This is a genomic window from Frigoribacterium sp. CF331, assembly GCF_057787905.1.
The window spans coordinates 2,553,316-2,571,565 of record NZ_CM173545.1 but is presented as its reverse complement, the minus strand read 5'-3'; the positions used below and the strand labels follow the sequence as shown (position 1 = coordinate 2,571,565).

Annotated in this window: 17 protein-coding genes and 1 tRNA gene; 4 read left to right on the top strand and 14 right to left on the bottom strand. The window is 71.8% G+C overall.

Annotation, left to right across the window (positions count from 1 at the left end):
- Positions 1–117 precede the first annotated feature (117 nt).
- The 5 genes from AC3CCI_RS11985 to AC3CCI_RS11965 all read right to left on the bottom strand — a co-directional run bounded on the left by AC3CCI_RS11985 (position 118) and on the right by AC3CCI_RS11965 (position 3,268).
- Positions 118–498: an Rv3654c family TadE-like protein gene (locus AC3CCI_RS11985; protein ID WP_488627328.1), complete on the bottom strand. Its 381-nt coding sequence runs from the start codon at positions 496–498 to the stop codon at positions 118–120.
- On the bottom strand, positions 495–890 hold the full coding sequence (locus tag AC3CCI_RS11980) for a TadE family type IV pilus minor pilin (protein WP_354593157.1): 396 nt from the start codon (positions 888–890) through the stop codon (positions 495–497). The genes AC3CCI_RS11985 and AC3CCI_RS11980 overlap by 4 nt, the downstream gene beginning before the upstream one ends.
- Entirely contained in the window at positions 887–1,144 is a 258-nt protein-coding gene (locus AC3CCI_RS11975; RefSeq protein WP_488627327.1) for a DUF4244 domain-containing protein, read from the bottom strand. The genes AC3CCI_RS11980 and AC3CCI_RS11975 overlap by 4 nt, the downstream gene beginning before the upstream one ends.
- A 101-nt stretch (positions 1,145–1,245) precedes the next feature.
- Positions 1,246–2,214 (bottom strand): type II secretion system F family protein, encoded by a 969-nt coding sequence (locus tag AC3CCI_RS11970; protein ID WP_488627326.1) that lies wholly within the window; start codon positions 2,212–2,214, stop codon positions 1,246–1,248.
- A gap of 91 nt (positions 2,215–2,305) precedes the next feature.
- Positions 2,306–3,268, bottom strand: a complete 963-nt coding sequence (locus AC3CCI_RS11965) for a TadA family conjugal transfer-associated ATPase (RefSeq protein ID WP_354593160.1) — start codon at positions 3,266–3,268, stop codon at positions 2,306–2,308.
- A gap of 500 nt (positions 3,269–3,768) precedes the next feature.
- Between AC3CCI_RS11965 and acs the strand changes: the two genes are divergently transcribed.
- Positions 3,769–5,721, top strand: a complete 1,953-nt coding sequence (acs, locus tag AC3CCI_RS11960) for an acetate--CoA ligase (RefSeq protein ID WP_488627325.1) — start codon at positions 3,769–3,771, stop codon at positions 5,719–5,721.
- Positions 5,722–5,799: 78 nt separating this feature from the next.
- Here acs and AC3CCI_RS11955 read toward each other — a convergent pair whose 3' ends face one another.
- Together AC3CCI_RS11955 and sp36 are read right to left on the bottom strand one after the other, a co-directional pair.
- Positions 5,800–6,270, bottom strand: coding sequence for a RidA family protein (locus AC3CCI_RS11955; RefSeq protein WP_488627324.1), 471 nt, complete (start codon positions 6,268–6,270; stop codon positions 5,800–5,802).
- Positions 6,270–6,428, bottom strand: a complete 159-nt coding sequence (gene sp36 / locus AC3CCI_RS11950; RefSeq protein ID WP_167599048.1) for a Sp36 family protein — start codon at positions 6,426–6,428, stop codon at positions 6,270–6,272. The genes AC3CCI_RS11955 and sp36 overlap by 1 nt, the downstream gene beginning before the upstream one ends.
- A 50-nt stretch (positions 6,429–6,478) precedes the next feature.
- Here sp36 and AC3CCI_RS11945 point away from each other — a divergent pair, with 50 nt between their 5' ends.
- The 3 genes from AC3CCI_RS11945 to AC3CCI_RS11935 all read left to right on the top strand — a co-directional run bounded on the left by AC3CCI_RS11945 (position 6,479) and on the right by AC3CCI_RS11935 (position 10,157).
- On the top strand, positions 6,479–9,040 hold the full coding sequence (locus tag AC3CCI_RS11945) for a transglycosylase domain-containing protein (protein WP_354593163.1): 2,562 nt from the start codon (positions 6,479–6,481) through the stop codon (positions 9,038–9,040).
- 44 nt (positions 9,041–9,084) lie between these two features.
- Positions 9,085–10,005, top strand: coding sequence for a metallophosphoesterase (locus AC3CCI_RS11940; protein WP_354593164.1), 921 nt, complete (start codon positions 9,085–9,087; stop codon positions 10,003–10,005).
- A gap of 78 nt (positions 10,006–10,083) precedes the next feature.
- Positions 10,084–10,157 (top strand) — tRNA-Pro (locus tag AC3CCI_RS11935).
- 209 nt (positions 10,158–10,366) lie between these two features.
- Here the strand turns inward: AC3CCI_RS11935 and AC3CCI_RS11930 are convergent.
- From AC3CCI_RS11930 to AC3CCI_RS11900, 7 genes are all read right to left on the bottom strand, one after another.
- Positions 10,367–10,972 (bottom strand): thymidine kinase, encoded by a 606-nt coding sequence (locus AC3CCI_RS11930; RefSeq protein ID WP_354593165.1) that lies wholly within the window; start codon positions 10,970–10,972, stop codon positions 10,367–10,369.
- The gene (locus AC3CCI_RS11925; RefSeq protein ID WP_082486345.1) at positions 10,972–11,721 is read right to left on the bottom strand and encodes a response regulator transcription factor; all 750 of its coding nucleotides are present in this window, start codon (positions 11,719–11,721) and stop codon (positions 10,972–10,974) included. The genes AC3CCI_RS11930 and AC3CCI_RS11925 overlap by 1 nt, the downstream gene beginning before the upstream one ends.
- Complete coding sequence (locus AC3CCI_RS11920; protein ID WP_488627323.1) at positions 11,708–12,880, bottom strand: hypothetical protein; 1,173 nt, start codon at positions 12,878–12,880, stop codon at positions 11,708–11,710. Before AC3CCI_RS11920 ends, AC3CCI_RS11925 begins: the two co-directional genes overlap by 14 nt.
- Positions 12,877–14,118: a sensor histidine kinase gene (locus AC3CCI_RS11915; RefSeq protein ID WP_354593167.1), complete on the bottom strand. Its 1,242-nt coding sequence runs from the start codon at positions 14,116–14,118 to the stop codon at positions 12,877–12,879. The genes AC3CCI_RS11920 and AC3CCI_RS11915 overlap by 4 nt, the downstream gene beginning before the upstream one ends.
- A gap of 184 nt (positions 14,119–14,302) precedes the next feature.
- A complete protein-coding gene (locus AC3CCI_RS11910; RefSeq protein ID WP_488627322.1) occupies positions 14,303–15,463 on the bottom strand; it encodes an Rv2578c family radical SAM protein in 1,161 nt (386 codons plus the stop codon).
- Positions 15,464–15,568: 105 nt separating this feature from the next.
- Entirely contained in the window at positions 15,569–16,993 is a 1,425-nt protein-coding gene (locus tag AC3CCI_RS11905) for a malate:quinone oxidoreductase (protein WP_488628687.1), read from the bottom strand.
- Between the two features lie 185 nt (positions 16,994–17,178).
- Positions 17,179–18,234 carry an aspartate-semialdehyde dehydrogenase gene (locus AC3CCI_RS11900; protein ID WP_354593170.1) on the bottom strand — a complete coding sequence of 352 codons (1,056 nt, stop codon included), beginning with the start codon at positions 18,232–18,234 and terminating at the stop codon, positions 17,179–17,181.
- Positions 18,235–18,250 lie beyond the last annotated feature (16 nt).

Here is an 18,250-nt window from a genome sequence, read left to right as displayed (position 1 = left end):
CGGGCGAGGGGCTGCAGGGCGAGGACGGGGCGCTCGATCGCTCCCACCGACCCCGAGGAACGTCGGGAGCCGTGCAGCCGACAGCCACACCATACACACCCGACGCTCCGGCCCCCTTCACGGGGCACGACCCCGGGGCGGGGCCGACGCGGGCGGCGGACCGGCCGTCGCGCGGGCCCTGACGCCGAAGGGCCCGAAGGCCGTCCGGACCTCGACCGTCACCTCGGCGCCCGTCACGACGCACTCCGAGACCACCACCCCGTTCGCCGCGGCCGTGACCGTCGCCCGGTCGCACGGTGGGCCCGCGACCAGGCCCGAGACGGCGTCGGCCGCGGCGAGCGCCGAGGCGTCGGCCGCGCCGGCGGCCTGCGAGCGGACGGCCAGGGCGGAGTGCGAGCCGACCAGCAGGACGCCGACGGCGGCGAGCGTCACGAGGACGCCGACGAGGACGACGGTCGAACCACCGTGGTCGCAGCACAACAGTCGGCGGAACGTCATCGCCCCGCCCTGGGGGCGCAGCTGCTCGCGCTCACCGTGATCGCTGCATCGACCGGACCGACGCGGACGTCCCGACGGAGGTCGACGCAGACGAGGTCGGATTCGTCGGAGCGGGTGACGCGGGCACCCGGTGCGAGCCGCGCCAGGGTGTCCGCCACCGAGCGGCCGTCGCCGCGGGCCGTCTGCCGGGCGACGACGGCTGCGGCGTCGGCGAGGCGGACCGACTGCGAGGTGACGGCCAGGCTCGCGACGACGAAGGCGACGACCACGATCAGGGACGGCATCACCATGGCGAACTCGACCGTCGCGCTGCCCGTCTCGTCACGGAGCGCACGGAGGACGCGGGCTCCGTGCCGACATCGGCCGACCCGGCTCGCCCCGGGGGTGCTCATCCGACCGTGAGGGCCGAACGGACCAGGTCGGACAACACGCCGCGGACCTCGTCCGACCTCATGATCGTCACGAGCAACCCGGCGAAGCCCACGGCGGCCATGATGACGATCGCGTACTCGGCCGTCGCCGCGCCGTCGTCGGCCCGGGCGAGGCGACCGGCCGCCCCGACGAGACGTCGGACCGTCGGTGCGGATCGGGGTGACGTCGGCTCCCCCGTGGGGGCGGCGGCCTGGGCAGTCGTGGTGACGGTCATGGTGTTCCTCTCTCTCGGGACGCCACCGCGGCGGTGACGCCTCGAGCCTGTCGGGGTCGCGGCGGCCCGGTCGCGACGCGGGCTCGTGCTGGGGACGCCGGTCACCACGAGCCGGTTGTGGACGACACGAGCGAGACGACCAGCGGGACGACCCCGATCACGAGGAAGGCCGGCAGGATGCACACGCCCAGCGGCAGCATCAGGGTGACACCGAGCCGACTCGCCGCGGCCTGCGCCGCCGCGCGGGCCTCCGACCGCAGCTCACGGGCCTCGGAGCGGAGCAGCAACCCGGCCGGGGCGCCCGCACGACGGGACAGGTCGAGGACGATCTCGCAGCGGTGGCGCTCGGAGTGGCCGGCTGTCTCGTCGACCGCACCCGCGCCTCCTCGGGGGTGGCCGGACGCCCCGTCGACCCCGCACGAGGCGACGGCCTCGTCGACGACGGTGAGCCCGGCCGACCACGCTGCTCCCCCGGACAACGCCACCGCGAGCAGTTCGGGCCACAGGCCCGGCACCCGCGGTGACGGGCGGGCACGCCGGACCAGGCGTGCGTTCCATCGTCGCGCCAGCGTCACGAGGCCTGCCGCGACGACGAGGCAGGCCCAGCCGATCGGGGTGCCCACGAGGACGGCACCGGTGTCGAAGCCCGACACCAGGGAGAAGAGCAGACCCACCAACGGGAGGGCGAGCACCACCTGGGACGTCGCGCGGGGGCCGCTCAGCGCGACCCGGACGTCGCGGCGGGCATCGTCGGCCGCGCGCAACGCTCCGACCAGCGCGTGGAGGCAGTCGGCCATGGGAGCCCCGCTCGTCTCGGCGACGCGCCATGCACAGGCGACCTGCCGCCAGGTGCGCTCGTGCTCGAGGGCGTCGGGGACGCCGTCGAAGGGGGCCGCGTCGAGCCACGTCACCAGACCGGACGACACCGGGACGCCGTCGGCCCCGCTCGACGCCACCGCCTCGGCCATCCGGCGGATCGGCCCCTCGGGTTCGACGGACGCGACGTGGCCCCACGCGCGGGCCGGCGCGACCCCCGCCTCGACGAGGACGGCGAGGCGCTCGACCAGCACGGCGGCCGGCGTCGACGGCGTCCGCCTCGTGGCGCGGCCACCCGGGAGGCGACGACGCTCTCCGTCACGTCGGCTCGGACCACCCGGCCGGTCAGACACGCAGGCCGGTCCGGGCGCACAGCCGTCCGTCGGGGCCGACGGCCAGGTGGCCGATCTCGGCCAGCCTCCGGCGGCCGCCCCGGCGTTCGAGGTGGAACACCGCGTCGACGGCGCTGACCGCCTGGCGGGCGAGCGCCTCGACGGACATGCCGGCGAGTGCCCCGAGCGCCTCGAGGCGGGCGGGGACGTCGTCCAGGCCGTTGGCGTGGACGGTGCCCGCCCCACCGTCGTGGCCGGTGTTCAGGGCCGCGAGCAGGTCGCGGATCTCACACCCCCTCACCTCGCCCACCACGAGTCGGTCGGGTCTCATGCGCAGGGCCTCGCGGACGAGTCGGGAGAGGTCGACGCCCCCGGCGCCCTCGAGGTTCGGCTGCCGGGTCTCGAGGGCCACGACGTGGGGGTGACGGGGGCGCAGCTCGGCGACGTCCTCGATCGTCACGATGCGGTCCGACCCCGGTGCCTCGGACAGGAGGGCGGCCAGGAAGGTCGTCTTGCCGGCCCCGCCCGACCCGCTGACGAGGACGTTGGCCCGTCGGGCGACGCAGCTCGTCACCGACTCGAGGTCGCCCTCGGCGAAGAACCCCCGCCGGTCGAGGTCGAGCAGCGACGGGGTCTCGGCGCGGGGCACCCGGATCGACAGGGCGGTGCCCGCGACCGCGAGTGGCGGGAGGACGACGTGCACGCGGACCCCGTCACCGAGGCGGACGTCCACGCACGGACTGGCCTCGTCGACGTGCCGTCCCCCGAGCGAGACCAGTCGCACGGCCACCTGCCGCGCCGACGCCTCGGACAGGTGGACCGACGTCTCGGCTTCGGCCCCGCCGCCACGATCGACCCAGACGCCGACCCCGCCGGTGACGAACACGTCCGTGACGGCCGGGTCGTCGAGGAAGCGCGCCAGCGGCCCGAAGGCCGAGCGCTGCTGTCGCGTGAACCTGTTCTGTACCCCGATCACCGATCCTGTACCCCGATCTGACGCCCGCGCCGTCGACGGGTGCAGGACGAAGCGGGCGGGCGGGTGATCGAGGGTGAGGGAGGGGTGACGATCGGCTTCGACGGGCCGCGGTGGAGGAGGCGGTGAGGACATCCACCGACGGTAGGCACGCCCTACCGGAACAGACAGATCGGTGGGGGCAGATGGGGACACGACGAGCGTCCCGCGACCTGGGGAGGAGCAGACGACCCACCCGGGCGACCGGCGGGTTAAACGAGAGGGGCGGCACCGGTTGGGGGGAACCGGTGCCGCCACGTGCGTCGGGCGATTGGGGGGAATCAGCGCGACGCACGTCGGAATCGAATCCGACTCCCCCACTGTACCCCAGAACTCCCCTCGCGCACCACGACGTCGCCACCGTGCGGGGCGTGTCGTCGGCCTCGGCTCGCCGCAGCCTCCGGAGTAGGGTCGTCGACGCGGCTCCGTGCCGCGGTTCACGCAACGACGCGAGAGGACTTGCGATGCTCGACGGCACCGACGACCAGCCCACCGAAGGCCGCGCCTTCGCCCCGCCCGCAGACTTCGCCAGGACGGCCGTGGCCGGTCCCGACCTCGCCGGACGGGCCGCCGCCGACCGCCTCGGGTTCTGGGCCGACCAGGCCCGCGAGCGCCTCACGTGGGACCGGGTCCCCACCGAGACCCTCGACTGGTCGAACGCCCCCTTCGCCCGCTGGTTCGCCGACGGCACGCTCAACGTCGCGTACAACTGCCTCGACCGCCACGTCGAGGCCGGTCACGGAGGACGCGTCGCCCTGCACTGGGAAGGCGAGCCCGGCGACGCCCGGACCCTGACCTACGCGGAGTTGACCCGCGAGGTCAAGCGGGCCGCGAACGTGCTGCTGTCGCTGGGCGTGCGAGCCGGTGACCGCGTCGTGGTGTACCTCCCCCAGATCCCCGAGGCCGTCGTCACGATGTTGGCCGTCGCGCGCATCGGAGCGGTCCACTCGGTGGTCTTCGGCGGGTTCAGCGCCGAGAGCCTCCGGGCCCGCATCGACGACGCGGGCGCGCGGCTCGTCGTGACGGCCGACGGCGGCTGGCGCAAGGGGGCCGTCTCGCCCCTCAAGGCGGCCGTGGACGACGCCCTCGCCGTGGACGGTGAGACGACGGTCGAGCACGTCCTCGTCGTCCGACGGGGCGGCAACGACGTCGAGTGGACGGACGGTCGCGACGTCTGGTGGCACGACGCCGTCGAGACGGTGGACGACGAGCACGACGCCGAGGCGTTCGAGGCCGAGCACCCGCTGTTCATCCTCTACACGAGCGGCACGACCGGCAAGCCGAAGGGCATCCTCCACACCTCGGGCGGCTACCTCACCCAGGTCGCCTACACGCACGCCGTCGTCTTCGACCTCCACCCCGAGACCGACGTCTACTGGTGCACCGCCGACGTCGGCTGGATCACGGGCCACAGCTACGTCGTCTACGGCCCGCTCGCCAACGGGGCCACCCAGGTGCTCTACGAGGGGACGCCCGACGTCCCCGCGCCCGGCCGGTGGTGGGACCTCGTCGAGAGGTACGGCGTGACGATCTTCTACACGGCGCCGACGGCCATCCGGGGCTTCATGAAGTCCGGGAGGGAGATCCCCGGCGCCCGCGACCTCTCGTCGTTGCGCCTCCTCGGCTCAGTCGGCGAGCCGATCAACCCCGAGGCCTGGCTGTGGTTCCGCGAGGTGATCGGTGCGGACCGCACGCCGATCGTCGACACGTGGTGGCAGACCGAGACGGGCGCCCAGATGATCTCGCCCCTGCCCGGGGTGACGACGACGAAACCGGGATCGGCCCAGACGCCCCTGCCGGGAGTCGTGGTCGACGTGGTGGACGACCACGGCGACCCGGTGGCGAACGGCGAGAGCGGCCTGCTCGTCGTGTCGGAGCCCTGGCCGTCGATGCTGCGCGGCATCTGGGGCGACCCGGACCGCTACGTCGAGACGTACTGGAGCCGCTTCGGCGACCGCTACTTCGCCGGGGACGGCGCCCGCCGCGACGCCGACGGCGACATCTGGCTGCTCGGCCGGGTCGACGACGTCATGAACGTGTCGGGTCACCGGCTGTCGACCGCCGAGATCGAGTCGGCCCTCGTGTCGCACCCCATCGTGGCCGAGTCCGCGGTCGTCGGCGCCGGCGACGAGACGACCGGTCAGGCGGTGGTGGCCTTCGTCATCCTGCGCGACGAGGCGAAGGCCACCCAGACCCCCGAGGAGGCGGTGGCCGCCCTGCGCGCGCACGTCGCCCACCAGATCGGTGCGATCGCCCGGCCGCGCACCGTCGTGCTCGTCGACGAACTGCCGAAGACGCGCTCGGGCAAGATCATGCGGCGCCTGCTGCGCGACGTCGCGGAGGGACGCGAGGTCGGCGACACGACCACGCTGGCCGACACCTCGGTGATGTCGGTCATCACGGCCGAGATGCGCTGAGCCAGGGCCTGCCGGGACGCCGACGGCCCCTCCTCGGATCGAGGAGGGGCCGTCGGCGTGGAGGGACGAGGAGGCGCGTCAGCGGACCTCGAGGACGAGCTCGACCTCGACGGGCGAGTCGAGCGGCAGCACCGCCACCCCGACGGCGCTGCGGGCGTGACGTCCGGCCTCGCCGAAGATCTCGGCGAGCAGCTCGGAGGCGCCGTTGACGACCCCCGGCTGACCGGAGAAGCCGGGGTCGGAGGCGACGAAGCCCGTCACCTTGACCACGCGCACGACGTCGTCGAGCGAGTCGAGCACGGTCGCCGCCGCGGCGAGGCCGTTCAGCACACAGGTCGCCGCGAGGGCCTGGGCGTCCGCGGATGCGACCAGGCCGTGGCCCTCGCCGACCTTTCCCGTGGACGGCAGCCGGCCGTCGACGAAGGGCAGTTGCCCCGCCGTGAAGACGAGCGACCCGCTGCGGAGCGCCGGGAGGTAGGAACCCGCCGGTGCCGCCACCGGAGGGAGGACGAGCCCCAGCTCGGCCAGGCGTTCGTCGACCGCTCCCATCAGGCGTCCTGACGGGGACGCTTGAGCCACGCGACGGGGCCGCCCTCGGGGCCCTGGGTCACCTGGACGAGCTCCCACCCGTCCGAGCCCCAGTTGTTGAGGATCGCCGTGCTGTTGTGCACCAGCAGGGGCGTCGTCGTGTACTCCCAAAGGACCATTTCGGCTTCCGTTCAGCTTGAAAATCGGCGATGTCGCTTACCCTGATCCTATGTCTGCCCAAAAATCGAAGCCCACGTCCGCCATCGGGGCACTCTTCGGATTCGTCGGCTTCAGCGTCCTGGCCGGCCTCCTGGTGACCATCGGCGTGACGCCGGCCATCGCGGTCGCCGGCATGACGGCCTCGAGCTCGATCGGCGTGTTCGAGTCGATCCCCGAGTACATCGAGATCGGCAAGCTGCAGCAGCGCAACACGTTGTACGCGACCCAGGGCGGGCAGCAGGTCCCCTTCGCGACGCTCTACAGCGAGAACCGCGTCGAGCTCAAGTGGGACGAGGTCAGCGAGAACCTCAAGACGGCCGTGGTCGCCGGTGAGGACCGTCGTTTCTACGAGCACGGCGGCGTGGACGTGACCTCGTTGGTGCGCGCGGCCGTCGGGTCGGCGGGTGCCGGCGAGCTCGGCGCGAGCGGTGGTGGCTCGACGCTGACGATGCAGCTCGTGCGCAACATCCGCATCGCCCAGTCCCAGCAGCTGCCCACGCAAGAGGAGCGTGACGCCGCCTACAAGGAGGCGACCACCACGACCCTCGACCGCAAGCTGGAAGAGATGAAGTTCGCGATCGGACTCGAGAAGAAGTACAGCAAGGACGACATCCTGCTGGCCTACCTCAACATCGCCTACTTCGGCGACCAGACCTACGGCGTGCAGGCCGCCGCGCAGCACTACTACAACAAGGCCGCGTCCGACCTCACGGTCGCCGAGGCGGCCAGCCTCATCGCGATCGTCCAGTACCCGGACTCGCGCAACATGTCCTCGCCCGACAAGTACGAGGCGAACACCGCCCGCCGCGACGTCATCATCAAGTCGATGTACGCCGAGAAGGACATCGACCAGCCCACGGCGGCCCTGGCGCTGTCGACGCCGGTCGCGAGCTACGTCGTGCTGACGCCCCCGACCCAGGGCTGCGGAGCCGTCACGGCCTCGGGCGCCCAGTACTTCTGCGACTACGTCAAGAAGAACATCAAGAACCTCGCCGTCCTGGGCTCGAGCCCCGAAGAGCGCGAGGCCAACTGGCGCAACGGCGGTTACGAGGTCTTCACGACGCTGAACCTCGACCTGACCGCGAACGCCAAGGCCCAGGTCGACGCCTTCGCGCCGGCCAAGGAGTCCCGCTTCAAGCTCGGCAGCGTCGTCAACTCGGTCGAGGCCGGCACCGGGCGCGTCATCGTCATGGCCCAGAACACCACCTTCTCCGAGGTGTCGGGCACCGATCCCACCCAGACCTCGGTCAACTTCAGCACCGACAGCGACTACGGCGGATCGAAGGGGTTCTCGACGGGCTCGACCTACAAGCCCTTCACCCTGCTCGACTGGCTCGAGAAGGGCCACGGCATCTCGGAGTCCGTCAACGCGACGCCGCGCACCTTCACCCCGATGACCTGGAACGGCGAGAAGGTCAAGGGCTACGACCCCAAGAACGACAACGGTGGCAACCCGGGCACCGTCTCGGTCGCGACGGCCACGGCCCAGTCGATCAACACCGCCTACATGGCGATGGCCCAGAAGCTCGACCTCGCCGACATCGGTGCGGTCGCCGAGAAGCTCGGCGTGCACCGTGCCGACGGCGGCGAACTCCAGACCGCGAACCCCTCGTCCATCCTCGGGACGAACGAGATCGCTCCGCTGACGATGGCGACCGCCTACGCGGCCATCGCCTCGGGCGGCACCTACTGCAAGTCGATCGTCGTCGACAACGTCAAGGACGCCGACGGCACCGACCTCGGTGGTCAGCCGCAGGAGTGCACCCAGGCCCTCGACCCGCAGGTCGCCGCGGCCGCGGCCGTCGCCATGCAGGGCCTGTGGCGCAACGGAACCGCCGTCGGCGGCCTGCCGGCCGACGGTTACCCCGAGATCGGCAAGACCGGTACCACGAACGACAAGGACCAGATCTGGATCATCGGTGCCACGAACAAGCTCGCCACGGCGGTCTGGCAGGGCACCTACGACGGCCCGAAGGCGAACCTCCGGTCGTACACGTCGCCGAACCAGAGCCGCTACGGCAGCTACGCCAACGCGCGGCCGCAGTTCTTCCGGGCCGTCCAGTCCGTGAACAACACGGTGTACCCGGGTACCGCCTTCGGTCAGGCCTCCGGTTCGGTGCTTCGTGGCTCGGGAGTCGCCGTGCCCGACATGCAGGGCATCACGGCCTCCGAGGCGCAGACGCTGCTCCGGAGCACGTCCCTGGCATTCAAGGACGGCGGCACGCAGGCCTCGGCGCTGCCCGCCGGCCAGGTGATCGGCTCCGACCCCGCCGTCGGCACGGTGGTCTCGAAGGGCACCACCGTCACGGTCTACACGAGCGACGGCAGCGGTGCGGCGCAGGTGCCGGACGTCTCACGCCAGAAGGTCGCCGACGCCGTCAAGTCGTTCGGCGGGGCGGGCTTCGACACGTCGAAGGTCTCGATCGCCGGCTTCACGCAGGGTGACGGCAAGAACGCCTGCCAGGTGGCCGGGTCGAACCCCGCCGCCGGTTCGTCGGCCGCAAAGGACGCCGCCATCGGCCTCACCCTCTACGGTGACCGGGACGGCAACGACCCGGGCAACTGCACGTGAGCCCTCGCGGGACCACCGGGCTCAGCCCCCTGGGGACGACGGCCGTGACCGCAGCAGCGGGCGCGGCCGTCGGCCTCGGGGCGCTCGCCTGGGGAGTCTTCGTGGAGCGCAACCGCTTCACCGTGCGACACGAGGTGCTGCCGATCCTCGAACCCGGCTCGCGCACCCTGACGATCCTGCACCTGTCGGACCTCCACCTCGCCCCCTGGCAGTCGGAGAAGCAGGAGTGGGTCCGCGGTCTCGCGGTGCTCGAGCCCGACCTCGTCGTCAACACGGGCGACAACATCGGCCACGAGGACGCCCACACGGCGCTCGAGTACACCCTCGAACCCTTCCGGGGCGTCCCCGGCGTCTTCGTGAACGGCTCGAACGACTACTACGGGCCCACCCCCAAGAACCCGTTCACCTACTTCGGAGGACCGAGCAAGGTCCACCGTGCCCCGGTCGACCTCGACGTCGACCGGATGCAGTCGTTCTTCACCGACCAGCTCGGCTGGCTCGACCTCGACAACACGGCCCGGGCCCTCGAACTGCGGGGCTCCCGGCTCGAATTGTTCGGCGTCAACGACGCCCACCGGGGATGGGACCGGCTCGACCGCATCCCCGGAGCCCTCGACGACCTCCGCGAGAACGTGGGCTGGCAGGACGACCACGGCGGGCCCGACCCGATCAGCATCGGGGTCACCCACGCCCCCTACCAACGCGTCCTGAACTCGTTCGTCAACAACGGTGCCGACGTCGTCTTCGCCGGCCACACGCACGGTGGGCAAGTCCAGGTGCCCGGCTACGGGGCCCTCGTCACCAACTGCGACCTGCCCCGCAGCAAGGTCAGCGGCCTGACCACCTGGAGCCACGCCCGCAAGACGGCGCACCTCGAGATCTCGGCAGGCCTCGGCACCTCGATCTACGCCCCCGTGCGGTTCGCGTGCCGTCCCGAAGCCGTGATCGTCACCCTCACGGCCTGACCTCGGGGCGAGTGACACGGAGAGCCTCGAACATGGGCTATTCTTGTCGAGTCGCTTCACGTGAGAACGCGAAGACATCGGGGTGTGGCGCAGCTTGGTAGCGCGCCTCGTTCGGGACGAGGAGGTCGTGGGTTCGAATCCCGCTACCCCGACGAAAAAAATTGGCTCCACCTATGGGTGGGGCCAATTTTTTTAAGCTTTTGATTCGCCCTTCGGGCGACACGGAAATTGGCTCCATCATTGGGTGGGGCCAATTTTTTTGTGCTTTTCGGTTCGCCCTCCGGGCGACACAGGAATTGGCTCCACCTATGGGTGGAGCCAATTTCTTGGTGCATCGTGGTTCGACCTGGGGGCGACGGGGTCAGGCGAGGCGGCCGCCGGACTCGGCGAGGTAGCAGGCGCCGCAGAGGGACTCGTAGGTCACCTCTCGGCCGTCGATGGCCACCTGGTCGCCGTCGAAGACGAAGCGATCGCCCACCGTGCGGGCGGTGAACACGGCTTTGCGACCGCACCGGCAGATCGTCTTGAGCTCTTCGAGCGAATGCGCGACCTCGAGCAGGCGGCGGCTGCCCGGGAAGGCCACGGTGCGGAAGTCCGTCCTGATGCCGTACGCCAGCACGGGGACGTCGTCGAGGATCGCGATGCGCAGCAGGTCGTCGATCTGGTGCGGTGACAGGAACTGGGCCTCGTCGACGAGCAGACAGGCCAGGCTCGACCCCGTCTCGACCCGGATGGAGTCCCGACGCTCGAGGAAGACCCGGCGCACGTCGTCGTCGGGCCCGAACGTGACGTCCGTGGCACGCGTCACGCCCAGACGCGACACGATCGCGTCGTCGCCCTTCGTGTCGACGCCGGGCTTGGCGAGCAGGACTCGCTGCCCGCGCTCTTCGTAGTTGTAGGCGGCCTGCAGCAGAGCCGTGCTCTTGCCGCTGTTCATCGCCCCGTAGCGGAAGTAGAGCTTGGCCACTACTGCAGGTAACCGTCTTCGGCGGCCCTACGAATCAGCTCGGACTTCTTGCTGGCCGGCCGGTTCGCCTTCGCGTACTTCTCACGGACCCGCCGGAGGAACGTCTTGGCGGTCTCGTACTGAACGTTCATCTGGGCCGCGACCTCGTTCGTGCTGAAGCCCGACACGTACAGGCGGAACGCCTCGGCCTCGCCGGCGCTGAGCTTCGGACGGGTCTGGTTGGCGGCGCCTGCCGGCAGGGGACGCCAGTCGCGCTGCGGCGAGTTGTCGCGAGCGACGCCCATGACCTGGCGAGCGGCGTCCATGACCTCGCGCATCGGCAGGGTCTTGGACAGGAAGGCCGAGGCGCCCGCCTCGAGGGCCCGCTCGCGGGACTCGCGGGTGTCGAGGCTCGACAGCACGACGACCTTGGCACCGGCGGCGCGACACGTCCGCACCCTGGCCTCGATCGAGACGGGCTCTTTCAGCTGGAAGTCGAGGAACACCAGGTCGGTCGGGAAGTTGTCGCTGTGCACCAGCTGCAGCCAGGTGTGCGCGGTGAGCACGAGGTCGAAGTCGTAGGCGTTGACGTTGATCCAGCTGCTGAGGCTGTCGAGCAGCACCTCGTGGTCGTCGAGGATCGCGAGCCGGACGCGTCGCGCCGGCGGTGCCTCGGACCCCGGGCCGACGGTGGCCCAGGACGGTGCTGCGACGGGCCTCCCGAAGCCCGGACGGTGGGACGAGCGGCCGCTCGGCTCAGTGCTGGTCATAAGAAAACCTTAGTGTCAGAAGCGAGGGCGACCGGTCGATGCGGAGGTCGCCCGAGACGAGGCGGAGCACGGTGAGGTAGGGCGAGAGCGACCGACGCGCGGCCGTGGCCGACGAGGCGACCGCGAGCTCGATCGTGACGTCGACCCGCGCCTCCTGACCGGTGAGCACGAGCCGCATCGAGCGCGCGTCGACCACCGAGGGGTCGTCCACGGCCGCGAAGAACGCCCAGAGCGCCGTCCGGTGCTCGGACCCGAGACGGTCGGCGACACGGCCGGGGTCGACCACCTCGGTCGCCACCCGCCGACCGGGGGCCTCGAGACGTCGCGACAGCCACGTCGCATCGGCGTCCGCCACCAGGGAGGCGCGGAGTGCCTCGGCCACGCGGCGCGCCTCGTCGGCGTCCCCCTCGGCGACGCTCCCCGCCGCGATCAGGCGGGCGAAGAACGGCACGACCTCGCGGTTCAGCACCGTGACGCGATCTTGCTGGACGGAACGCGCGAGGGTCACCCGCAGGTCGTCGGTGCTCACGCGGCGGAAGCCGACCGCGCGGGCGAGCCAGCGCTCGACGTGGCCGACGTAGACGGCCGAGAACACGGCCGACGCCGCCGTGAGGGCCAGCAGCGGCGTGACGGCGACCACGACGTACGTCGCGGTCGGCACCGCGGTGACGAACCCCGGGGACTCGACGACGACCACGACCGCGAGGACCGTCGCGACGGCGGCACCGACCACGACGATCTCGCGCGTGGGCCGGTACGGGGCGAGGCCGAGCACGAGCACGCCCGAGACGACCCCGGCCCAGTCGTCGCGGACGAAGGGATTGCTGCCGGACGTCGACACGGCCGACAGCACCGACGCCACGGCGCAGGCCGCCGCGACGCACCCGGCGGCACCGGCTCCGAACGGTGCCCGCACGGGGTCGGCCGCCACGACGAGCACCACCGCGCCCGCGGCCACCGCCAGCAGCGCCACGACCGCCGCCCAGGGCGTCGACACGTCGGAGGCGCGCGACAGGGTCTGGACGGACGCGAGCAACAGGGCGGCGGCCCCGGCCGCGAGGGTGACCGGCCGGGCCGCGAGGGCGCCGAGCGGATCGACCACCTGCGGCGTCCGGACGGAGGCGCGGGCGCTCGTCCGAGGAGCGGCACCGTCGGTCATGCCGACACGCCGCCCTCGGTGCCGACGCCGAGGGGCTCCGGACTCGCGGGGGCGAAAGGGACCCTCAGGACGATCGACGTGCCGCTGCCGGGCGACGACCAGATCTGCACGTGGCCGTCGACACGGCCCAGGCGGGCCTCGACCGAGTTCGTCAGCCCCAGTCGATCGGGGGCCACCGCCGCCTGGTCGAACCCGACGCCGTCGTCGATCACCATCACGGTGAGGTCGGTGCCGTCGCCGAAGACCACGATCTCGGCACGGTCGACGCCACTGTGCCGACCCACGTTGACCAGGCACTGCGCGACGGCGAGGCCGAGGGCGTCCGCCGTGGCGCCGTCGAGGCGACCGACCGACGAGACGTCGCCCGTCACGGCGACCTCGAGGCCGTCGCCACGCGCCTGTTCGACGGCGGCGTGCAGGCGACTGCGCTCCCAGCCGTCCGCCGCCGCGACGGCCTCGTCGGGGGTGCCGCCGCCCGGCGACAGCCAGTCCCGCCCCACGAGCACCTCGAGGTCGTCGGAGATCGACCGCGCCGCCTGTGCGGACAACGGCCCCGGGCCGGCCGCGGCCACCGCCGCGAGGTGCCCGAGGACCGTGTCGTGGACGAGGGCCGCCGCCTGGCCCTCGACGTCGGCACGGAGCCGTTGCACCTGCTGCTCGAGCGCCGCCCGATGGAGTCTCGGCTGCGCCCGTCGGGCCCGACCGCGGGATGCCTCGGCGTGGACCGACACGATCGCGACGAGGACGAAGGCCAGCAGCGTGGTCACGTCGAGTCGAAGGGAGGCGCCCGTGTGCCGGGTCGCCAGTTGCGTGGCGAGCTCGCCGGCCGCGTACCCCGCCGCCGACCAGAGCAACCCGCGTCGAGGGCCGAGGGCCGTGCTGCCCACCATCACGAGGGCGATCTTCGGCAGGGACAACGAGAACGCGTCGGACGCCTGTACCGAGGCCACCTGGGCGAACAGGGTGACGGCGTACCAGTAGAGGGAGGCCGTCCCCACGATCAGGTAGGCGAGGTGGGCCGTCGTCGACCTCGTCCGTTCGACGACGACGAGCAGCGCGAGCACCGGGACGAGCGACGCCAGCGCCGGCCAGAGGAGCAGGCTCGGCGAGGCGACCTGTTTCACGAGCAGGAGGGCCGCCGCGGCGACCAGCACGGTGGCCGCGATGGCGTGGCACGCCCTCGACACGGAGTCCCCGAGGGCCGCCGGTGCGAGGTGGGCCGGGAGGCCGAGCAGCATGAGGCCTCCTGATCGGCTCGTTCGTCGTCTGGAGAGATCATGGCAGAAGCCTGACCACGGGTGTACCCCGACATGTGGTGACATCGACGGGGTCATGCGGGTCGGAGCCGCCGTTTGTGCCCCGTTCGGTCGGGTCGGGGCACAGCTGGGGCGCGCCCGGCCGGACACCCCCCCTCGGATCGGGTCAGAACAACCGGGGCTGAGGGGACCGGGCACCGCCCGGGAGCTCGTGGGCGATCAGCGCGCGCGGAGCTCGTGACGACCCGGACTCGGCCGGCACGGCGTCGACCGCCGGACCACCGGCCCGGCCGTTCAGCCCCATCAACCGCAGCGATCGTGCGCTGTCGTCGAGGGCGGCCGAGCGCATCGACCCGGTGGACGGGTCGGCTCGCCCCTTCTCGAGGCCGTACTCGCGCAGCAGCGGCCGCATGCGGGCTGCCAACCACGAGCGGTAGCCCGTCGGGGCGTAGGTGCCTTGGGAGTAGAGCGAGCGGTACCTCGGGACGAGCTCGGGGTGCTCGCGTTCGAGCCAGGCGAACCACCACTCTCGGACGCCGGGCTTGAGGTGGAGTGCGCTGTACATGACGCTCGAGGCACCCGAGTCGCGCACGGCGGCGAACGCCGCGTGCAGGTGGTCGAGCCCGTCGGTAAGGTACGGCAGGACGGGCATCATGAACACGGAGCAGGACAGCCCGAGGTCGCGGGCCGCCGCGACGGTGGCCAGGCGGGCGGCGGTCGTCGGCGTGCCCGGCTCGACGGACTGCTGCAGGTCGTCGTCGTGGATCGCGATCGACATGGCCAGGTCGACGGGCACGTGCTCTGCGGCCTCGGCGAGCAGGGGCAGGTCGCGCCGCAGCAACGTGCCCTTGGTGAGAATGCTGAAGGGCGTGCCCGAGTCGGCCAGGGCGGCGATGATGCCGGGCATCAGGCGGTAGCGCCCCTCGGCCCGCTGGTACGGGTCGGTGTTCGTGCCGAGGGCCACCGGGTGGTGCTGCCACGTCGGTCGGTGCAGTTCGCGCGCGAGCACCTCGGCGACGTTCACCTTCACGACGATCTGCCGGTCGAAGTCGTCGCCGCCGTCGAGGTCGAGGTACTCGTGGGTGGGACGGGCGAAGCAGTAGACGCAGGCGTGACTGCACCCCCGGTACGGGTTGATGGTCCAACCGAACGGCAGGGCCGAGTCGCCACCCGGGACGCGGTTCAGAGCGCTCTTCGCGACCACCTCGTGGAAGGTCACCCCGGCGAACTCGGGCGTCGTGACCGAGGTGATGAGGTTGTTCAGGCGTGCCAGGCCGGGCAGGGCCGACGCCTTCTCGGTGTCGACCGCTTGCTCTGACCATCGCATGGCCCCATTCGAACACACGTTCGAACGGGGGTCAAGCCGGTCGGGGCCTGTCCTCGCCGCCGGGTCGCCCCGGGGGCGACGGCGGACGGAGGACGGGGAGGCGCGTCAGGCGTGGATGCCGAGGGCCTCGGCCGTCGCCCCGATGGTCGACGCCGCACGCCGCTCGTCGGACGACAGGTCGTCGCCGTAGGTCGGGATCATCGCGTTGAGACGGGGCTTCCAGGCCGCGATGCGGTCGGGGAAGCACCGCTCGAGCACGGTGAGCATGATCGGCACGGCGGTCGACGCACCGGGAGACGCGCCCAGGAGGCCGGCGATGGTGCCGTCGCCCGCCGTGATGACCTCGGTGCCGAACTGCAGCACCCCGCCCTTCTTCGCGTCCTTCTTGATGACCTGCACGCGCTGCCCGGCCGTGATGCGGTACCAGTCCTTCGGGTCGGCGTCGGGCATGAACTCCCGGAGCGACTCGAACTTGGCCTGCTTGCTCGCGGCGAGCTGGCCCACGAGGTACTTCACCAACGACAGGTTGGCGAGCCCGGCCCGGATCATCGGGTAGAGGTTGTGCGGGCGGATCGAGGCGAAGAGGTCGAGCAGCGAACCGTGCTTCAAGAACTTGGGGCTGAAGCCGGCGTAGGGCCCGAACATGAGGCTGGCCCGGCCGTCGACCACGCGCGTGTCGAGGTGGGGCACCGACATCGGCGGCGACCCCACGGCGGCCTTGCCGTAGACCTTCGCCTGGTGCTTGCCGACCACGGCGGGGTCGTCGCAGCGGAGGAACTCGCCGCTGACCGGGAACCCGCCGAAGCCCTTGATCTCGTCGATGCCGGACTTCTGCAGGAGGTGCAGGGCCCCGCCACCGGCACCGACGAACACGAACCGGGCGTCGACCGTCGTGGCGGTGCCCCCTGCGCGCAGGGCGACGCGCCAGGTGCCGTCGCGGAGCTTGGTGAGGTCGGTGACCCGGTGGTCGACCTCGAGGCCCGCCCCTTCGCCCTGCAGGTAGGCGAACAGGAGGCGCGTGAGAGAGCCGAAGTCGACGTCGGTGCCGGCCGCGATGCGGGTCGCGGCGATCGGTTGCCCCTCGGCACGCCCCGGGATGAGCACAGGCGCCCACGACTCGATGACCGACGAGTCGGTGCTGAACTCGAGCCCTTGGAACAACGGGTGCTCGCGCAGCGCGTCGTAACGCTTGCGGAGGTACTCGACGTTCTTCTCGCCCCAGACGAAGCTCATGTGCGGGGTCGAGTTGATGAAGGCGTCGGGCTGGGGCAGCGCGCCCTCGGCGACGAGGAACGACCAGAACTGGCGGGACACCTGGAACTGCTCGTTGACCTTGACGGCGCTCGAGGTGTCGATCGTGCCGTCGGCCCGCTCGGGCGTGTAGTTCAGCTCGCAGAGTGCCGAGTGCCCCGTGCCCGCGTTGTTCCAGGGGTTGCTCGACTCTAGGGCGACGTCGCCGAGGGCCTCGTAGATCTGGATCGTCCAGCTCGGCTCGAGCTGCTTGATCATGGCACCGAGGGTGGCACTCATGATGCCGCCCCCGATGAGGGCTACGTCGACGGGCTTCTTCGCATCGGTCACGGGGGTCAGTCTAGGCCCGGGCCCCGGGCGGGCCACGGGTGCCCGGCACGACGTGGCCCGATGGTGTCTCGACGTCGAGAGACCGGGGCCGGCGTCGGAGGCGGCCGGACCCGGCCGGACCCCACCGGAACGGCTCAGGCGACGGCGGCGCGCCTCGCGGCGACGAGCTCGGCGATCTGGACGGCGTTGAGAGCCGCGCCCTTCCGCAGGTTGTCGTTGCTGATGAAGAGCGCGAGCCCGCGGTGCCCGGGGACGCCCTCGTCGTGACGGATGCGACCGACGAAGCTCGGGTCGGCCCCGGCGGCCTGGAGCGGCGTCGGAACGTCGGTCAGCACGACCCCTGGCGCGCCGCGCAACAGCTCCTCGGCGCGCTCGACCGTGATGTCGGAGGCGAACTCGGCGTTGATCGAGAGCGAGTGGCCGGTGAAGACGGGGACGCGCACGCAGGTGCCGCTGACCAGCAGGTCGGGACGCTCGAGGATCTTGCGGCTCTCGTTGCGCAGCTTCTTCTCCTCGTCGGTCTCGTGGGTGCCGTCGTCGACGATCGACCCGGCGAGCGGGATGACGTCGAAGGCGATGGGTCGCACGTACGTCACCGGTTCGGGGAGGTCGACGGCGTGGCCGTCGTGCACGAGGCCGATCGTGTCGCCCTCGATGGCGGCACGGGTCTGCTGCAGCAGCTCGTCGGCACCGGCGAGCCCGCTGCCCGACACGGCCTGGTACGTGCTGACGATCAGGCGCTGCAACGTGGCCTCGGCGTCGAGCACCTTGAGCACGGGCATGGCCGCCATCGTCGTGCAGTTCGGGTTGGCGACGATGCCCTTGACCGCCTGGTCGAGCGCGTGGGGGTTGACCTCGCTGACCACCAGGGGGACGTCGGGGTCCATGCGCCAGGCGCTCGAGTTGTCGATCACGAGGGCCCCGGCCGCGGCGAAGCGGGGGGCGTGGGCCCGCGACCCCGTCGCCCCCGCCGAGAAGAGCGCGATGTCGAGACCGGCGGGGTCGGCCGTCTCGACGTCCTCGACGACGATCTCGGCGCCTCGGAAGGGCAGGGTCGTCCCGGCCGACCGGGCGGTCGCGAAGAACCGGATCTCGGCCACGGGGAAGTCGCGCTCGTCGAGGAGCGTGCGCATGACCTTGCCGACCTGTCCGGTCGCGCCGATCACGCCGACGCGCAGTCCTTCGGCCATGGGGTCCTCCTGGGGG

Excerpts from the sequence above, each read along its gene's own strand:
- AC3CCI_RS11910 (WP_488627322.1), bottom strand. The coding sequence starts at position 15,463 with ATGCGATGGTCAGAGCAAGCGGTCGACACCGAGAAGGCGTCGGCCCTG.
- sp36 (WP_167599048.1), bottom strand. The coding sequence starts at position 6,428 with ATGGTCCTTTGGGAGTACACGACGACGCCCCTGCTGGTGCACAACAGC.
- AC3CCI_RS11985 (WP_488627328.1), bottom strand. The coding sequence starts at position 498 with ATGACGTTCCGCCGACTGTTGTGCTGCGACCACGGTGGTTCGACCGTC.
- acs (WP_488627325.1), top strand. The coding sequence starts at position 3,769 with ATGCTCGACGGCACCGACGACCAGCCCACCGAAGGCCGCGCCTTCGCC.
- AC3CCI_RS11925 (WP_082486345.1), bottom strand. The coding sequence starts at position 11,721 with ATGACCAGCACTGAGCCGAGCGGCCGCTCGTCCCACCGTCCGGGCTTC.
- AC3CCI_RS11955 (WP_488627324.1), bottom strand. The coding sequence starts at position 6,270 with ATGGGAGCGGTCGACGAACGCCTGGCCGAGCTGGGGCTCGTCCTCCCT.
- AC3CCI_RS11975 (WP_488627327.1), bottom strand. The coding sequence starts at position 1,144 with ATGACCGTCACCACGACTGCCCAGGCCGCCGCCCCCACGGGGGAGCCG.
- AC3CCI_RS11920 (WP_488627323.1), bottom strand. The coding sequence starts at position 12,880 with ATGACCGACGGTGCCGCTCCTCGGACGAGCGCCCGCGCCTCCGTCCGG.
- AC3CCI_RS11900 (WP_354593170.1), bottom strand. The coding sequence starts at position 18,234 with ATGGCCGAAGGACTGCGCGTCGGCGTGATCGGCGCGACCGGACAGGTC.
- AC3CCI_RS11980 (WP_354593157.1), bottom strand. The coding sequence starts at position 890 with ATGAGCACCCCCGGGGCGAGCCGGGTCGGCCGATGTCGGCACGGAGCC.
- AC3CCI_RS11945 (WP_354593163.1), top strand. The coding sequence starts at position 6,479 with ATGTCTGCCCAAAAATCGAAGCCCACGTCCGCCATCGGGGCACTCTTC.
- AC3CCI_RS11915 (WP_354593167.1), bottom strand. The coding sequence starts at position 14,118 with ATGCTGCTCGGCCTCCCGGCCCACCTCGCACCGGCGGCCCTCGGGGAC.
- AC3CCI_RS11905 (WP_488628687.1), bottom strand. The coding sequence starts at position 16,993 with ATGAGTGCCACCCTCGGTGCCATGATCAAGCAGCTCGAGCCGAGCTGG.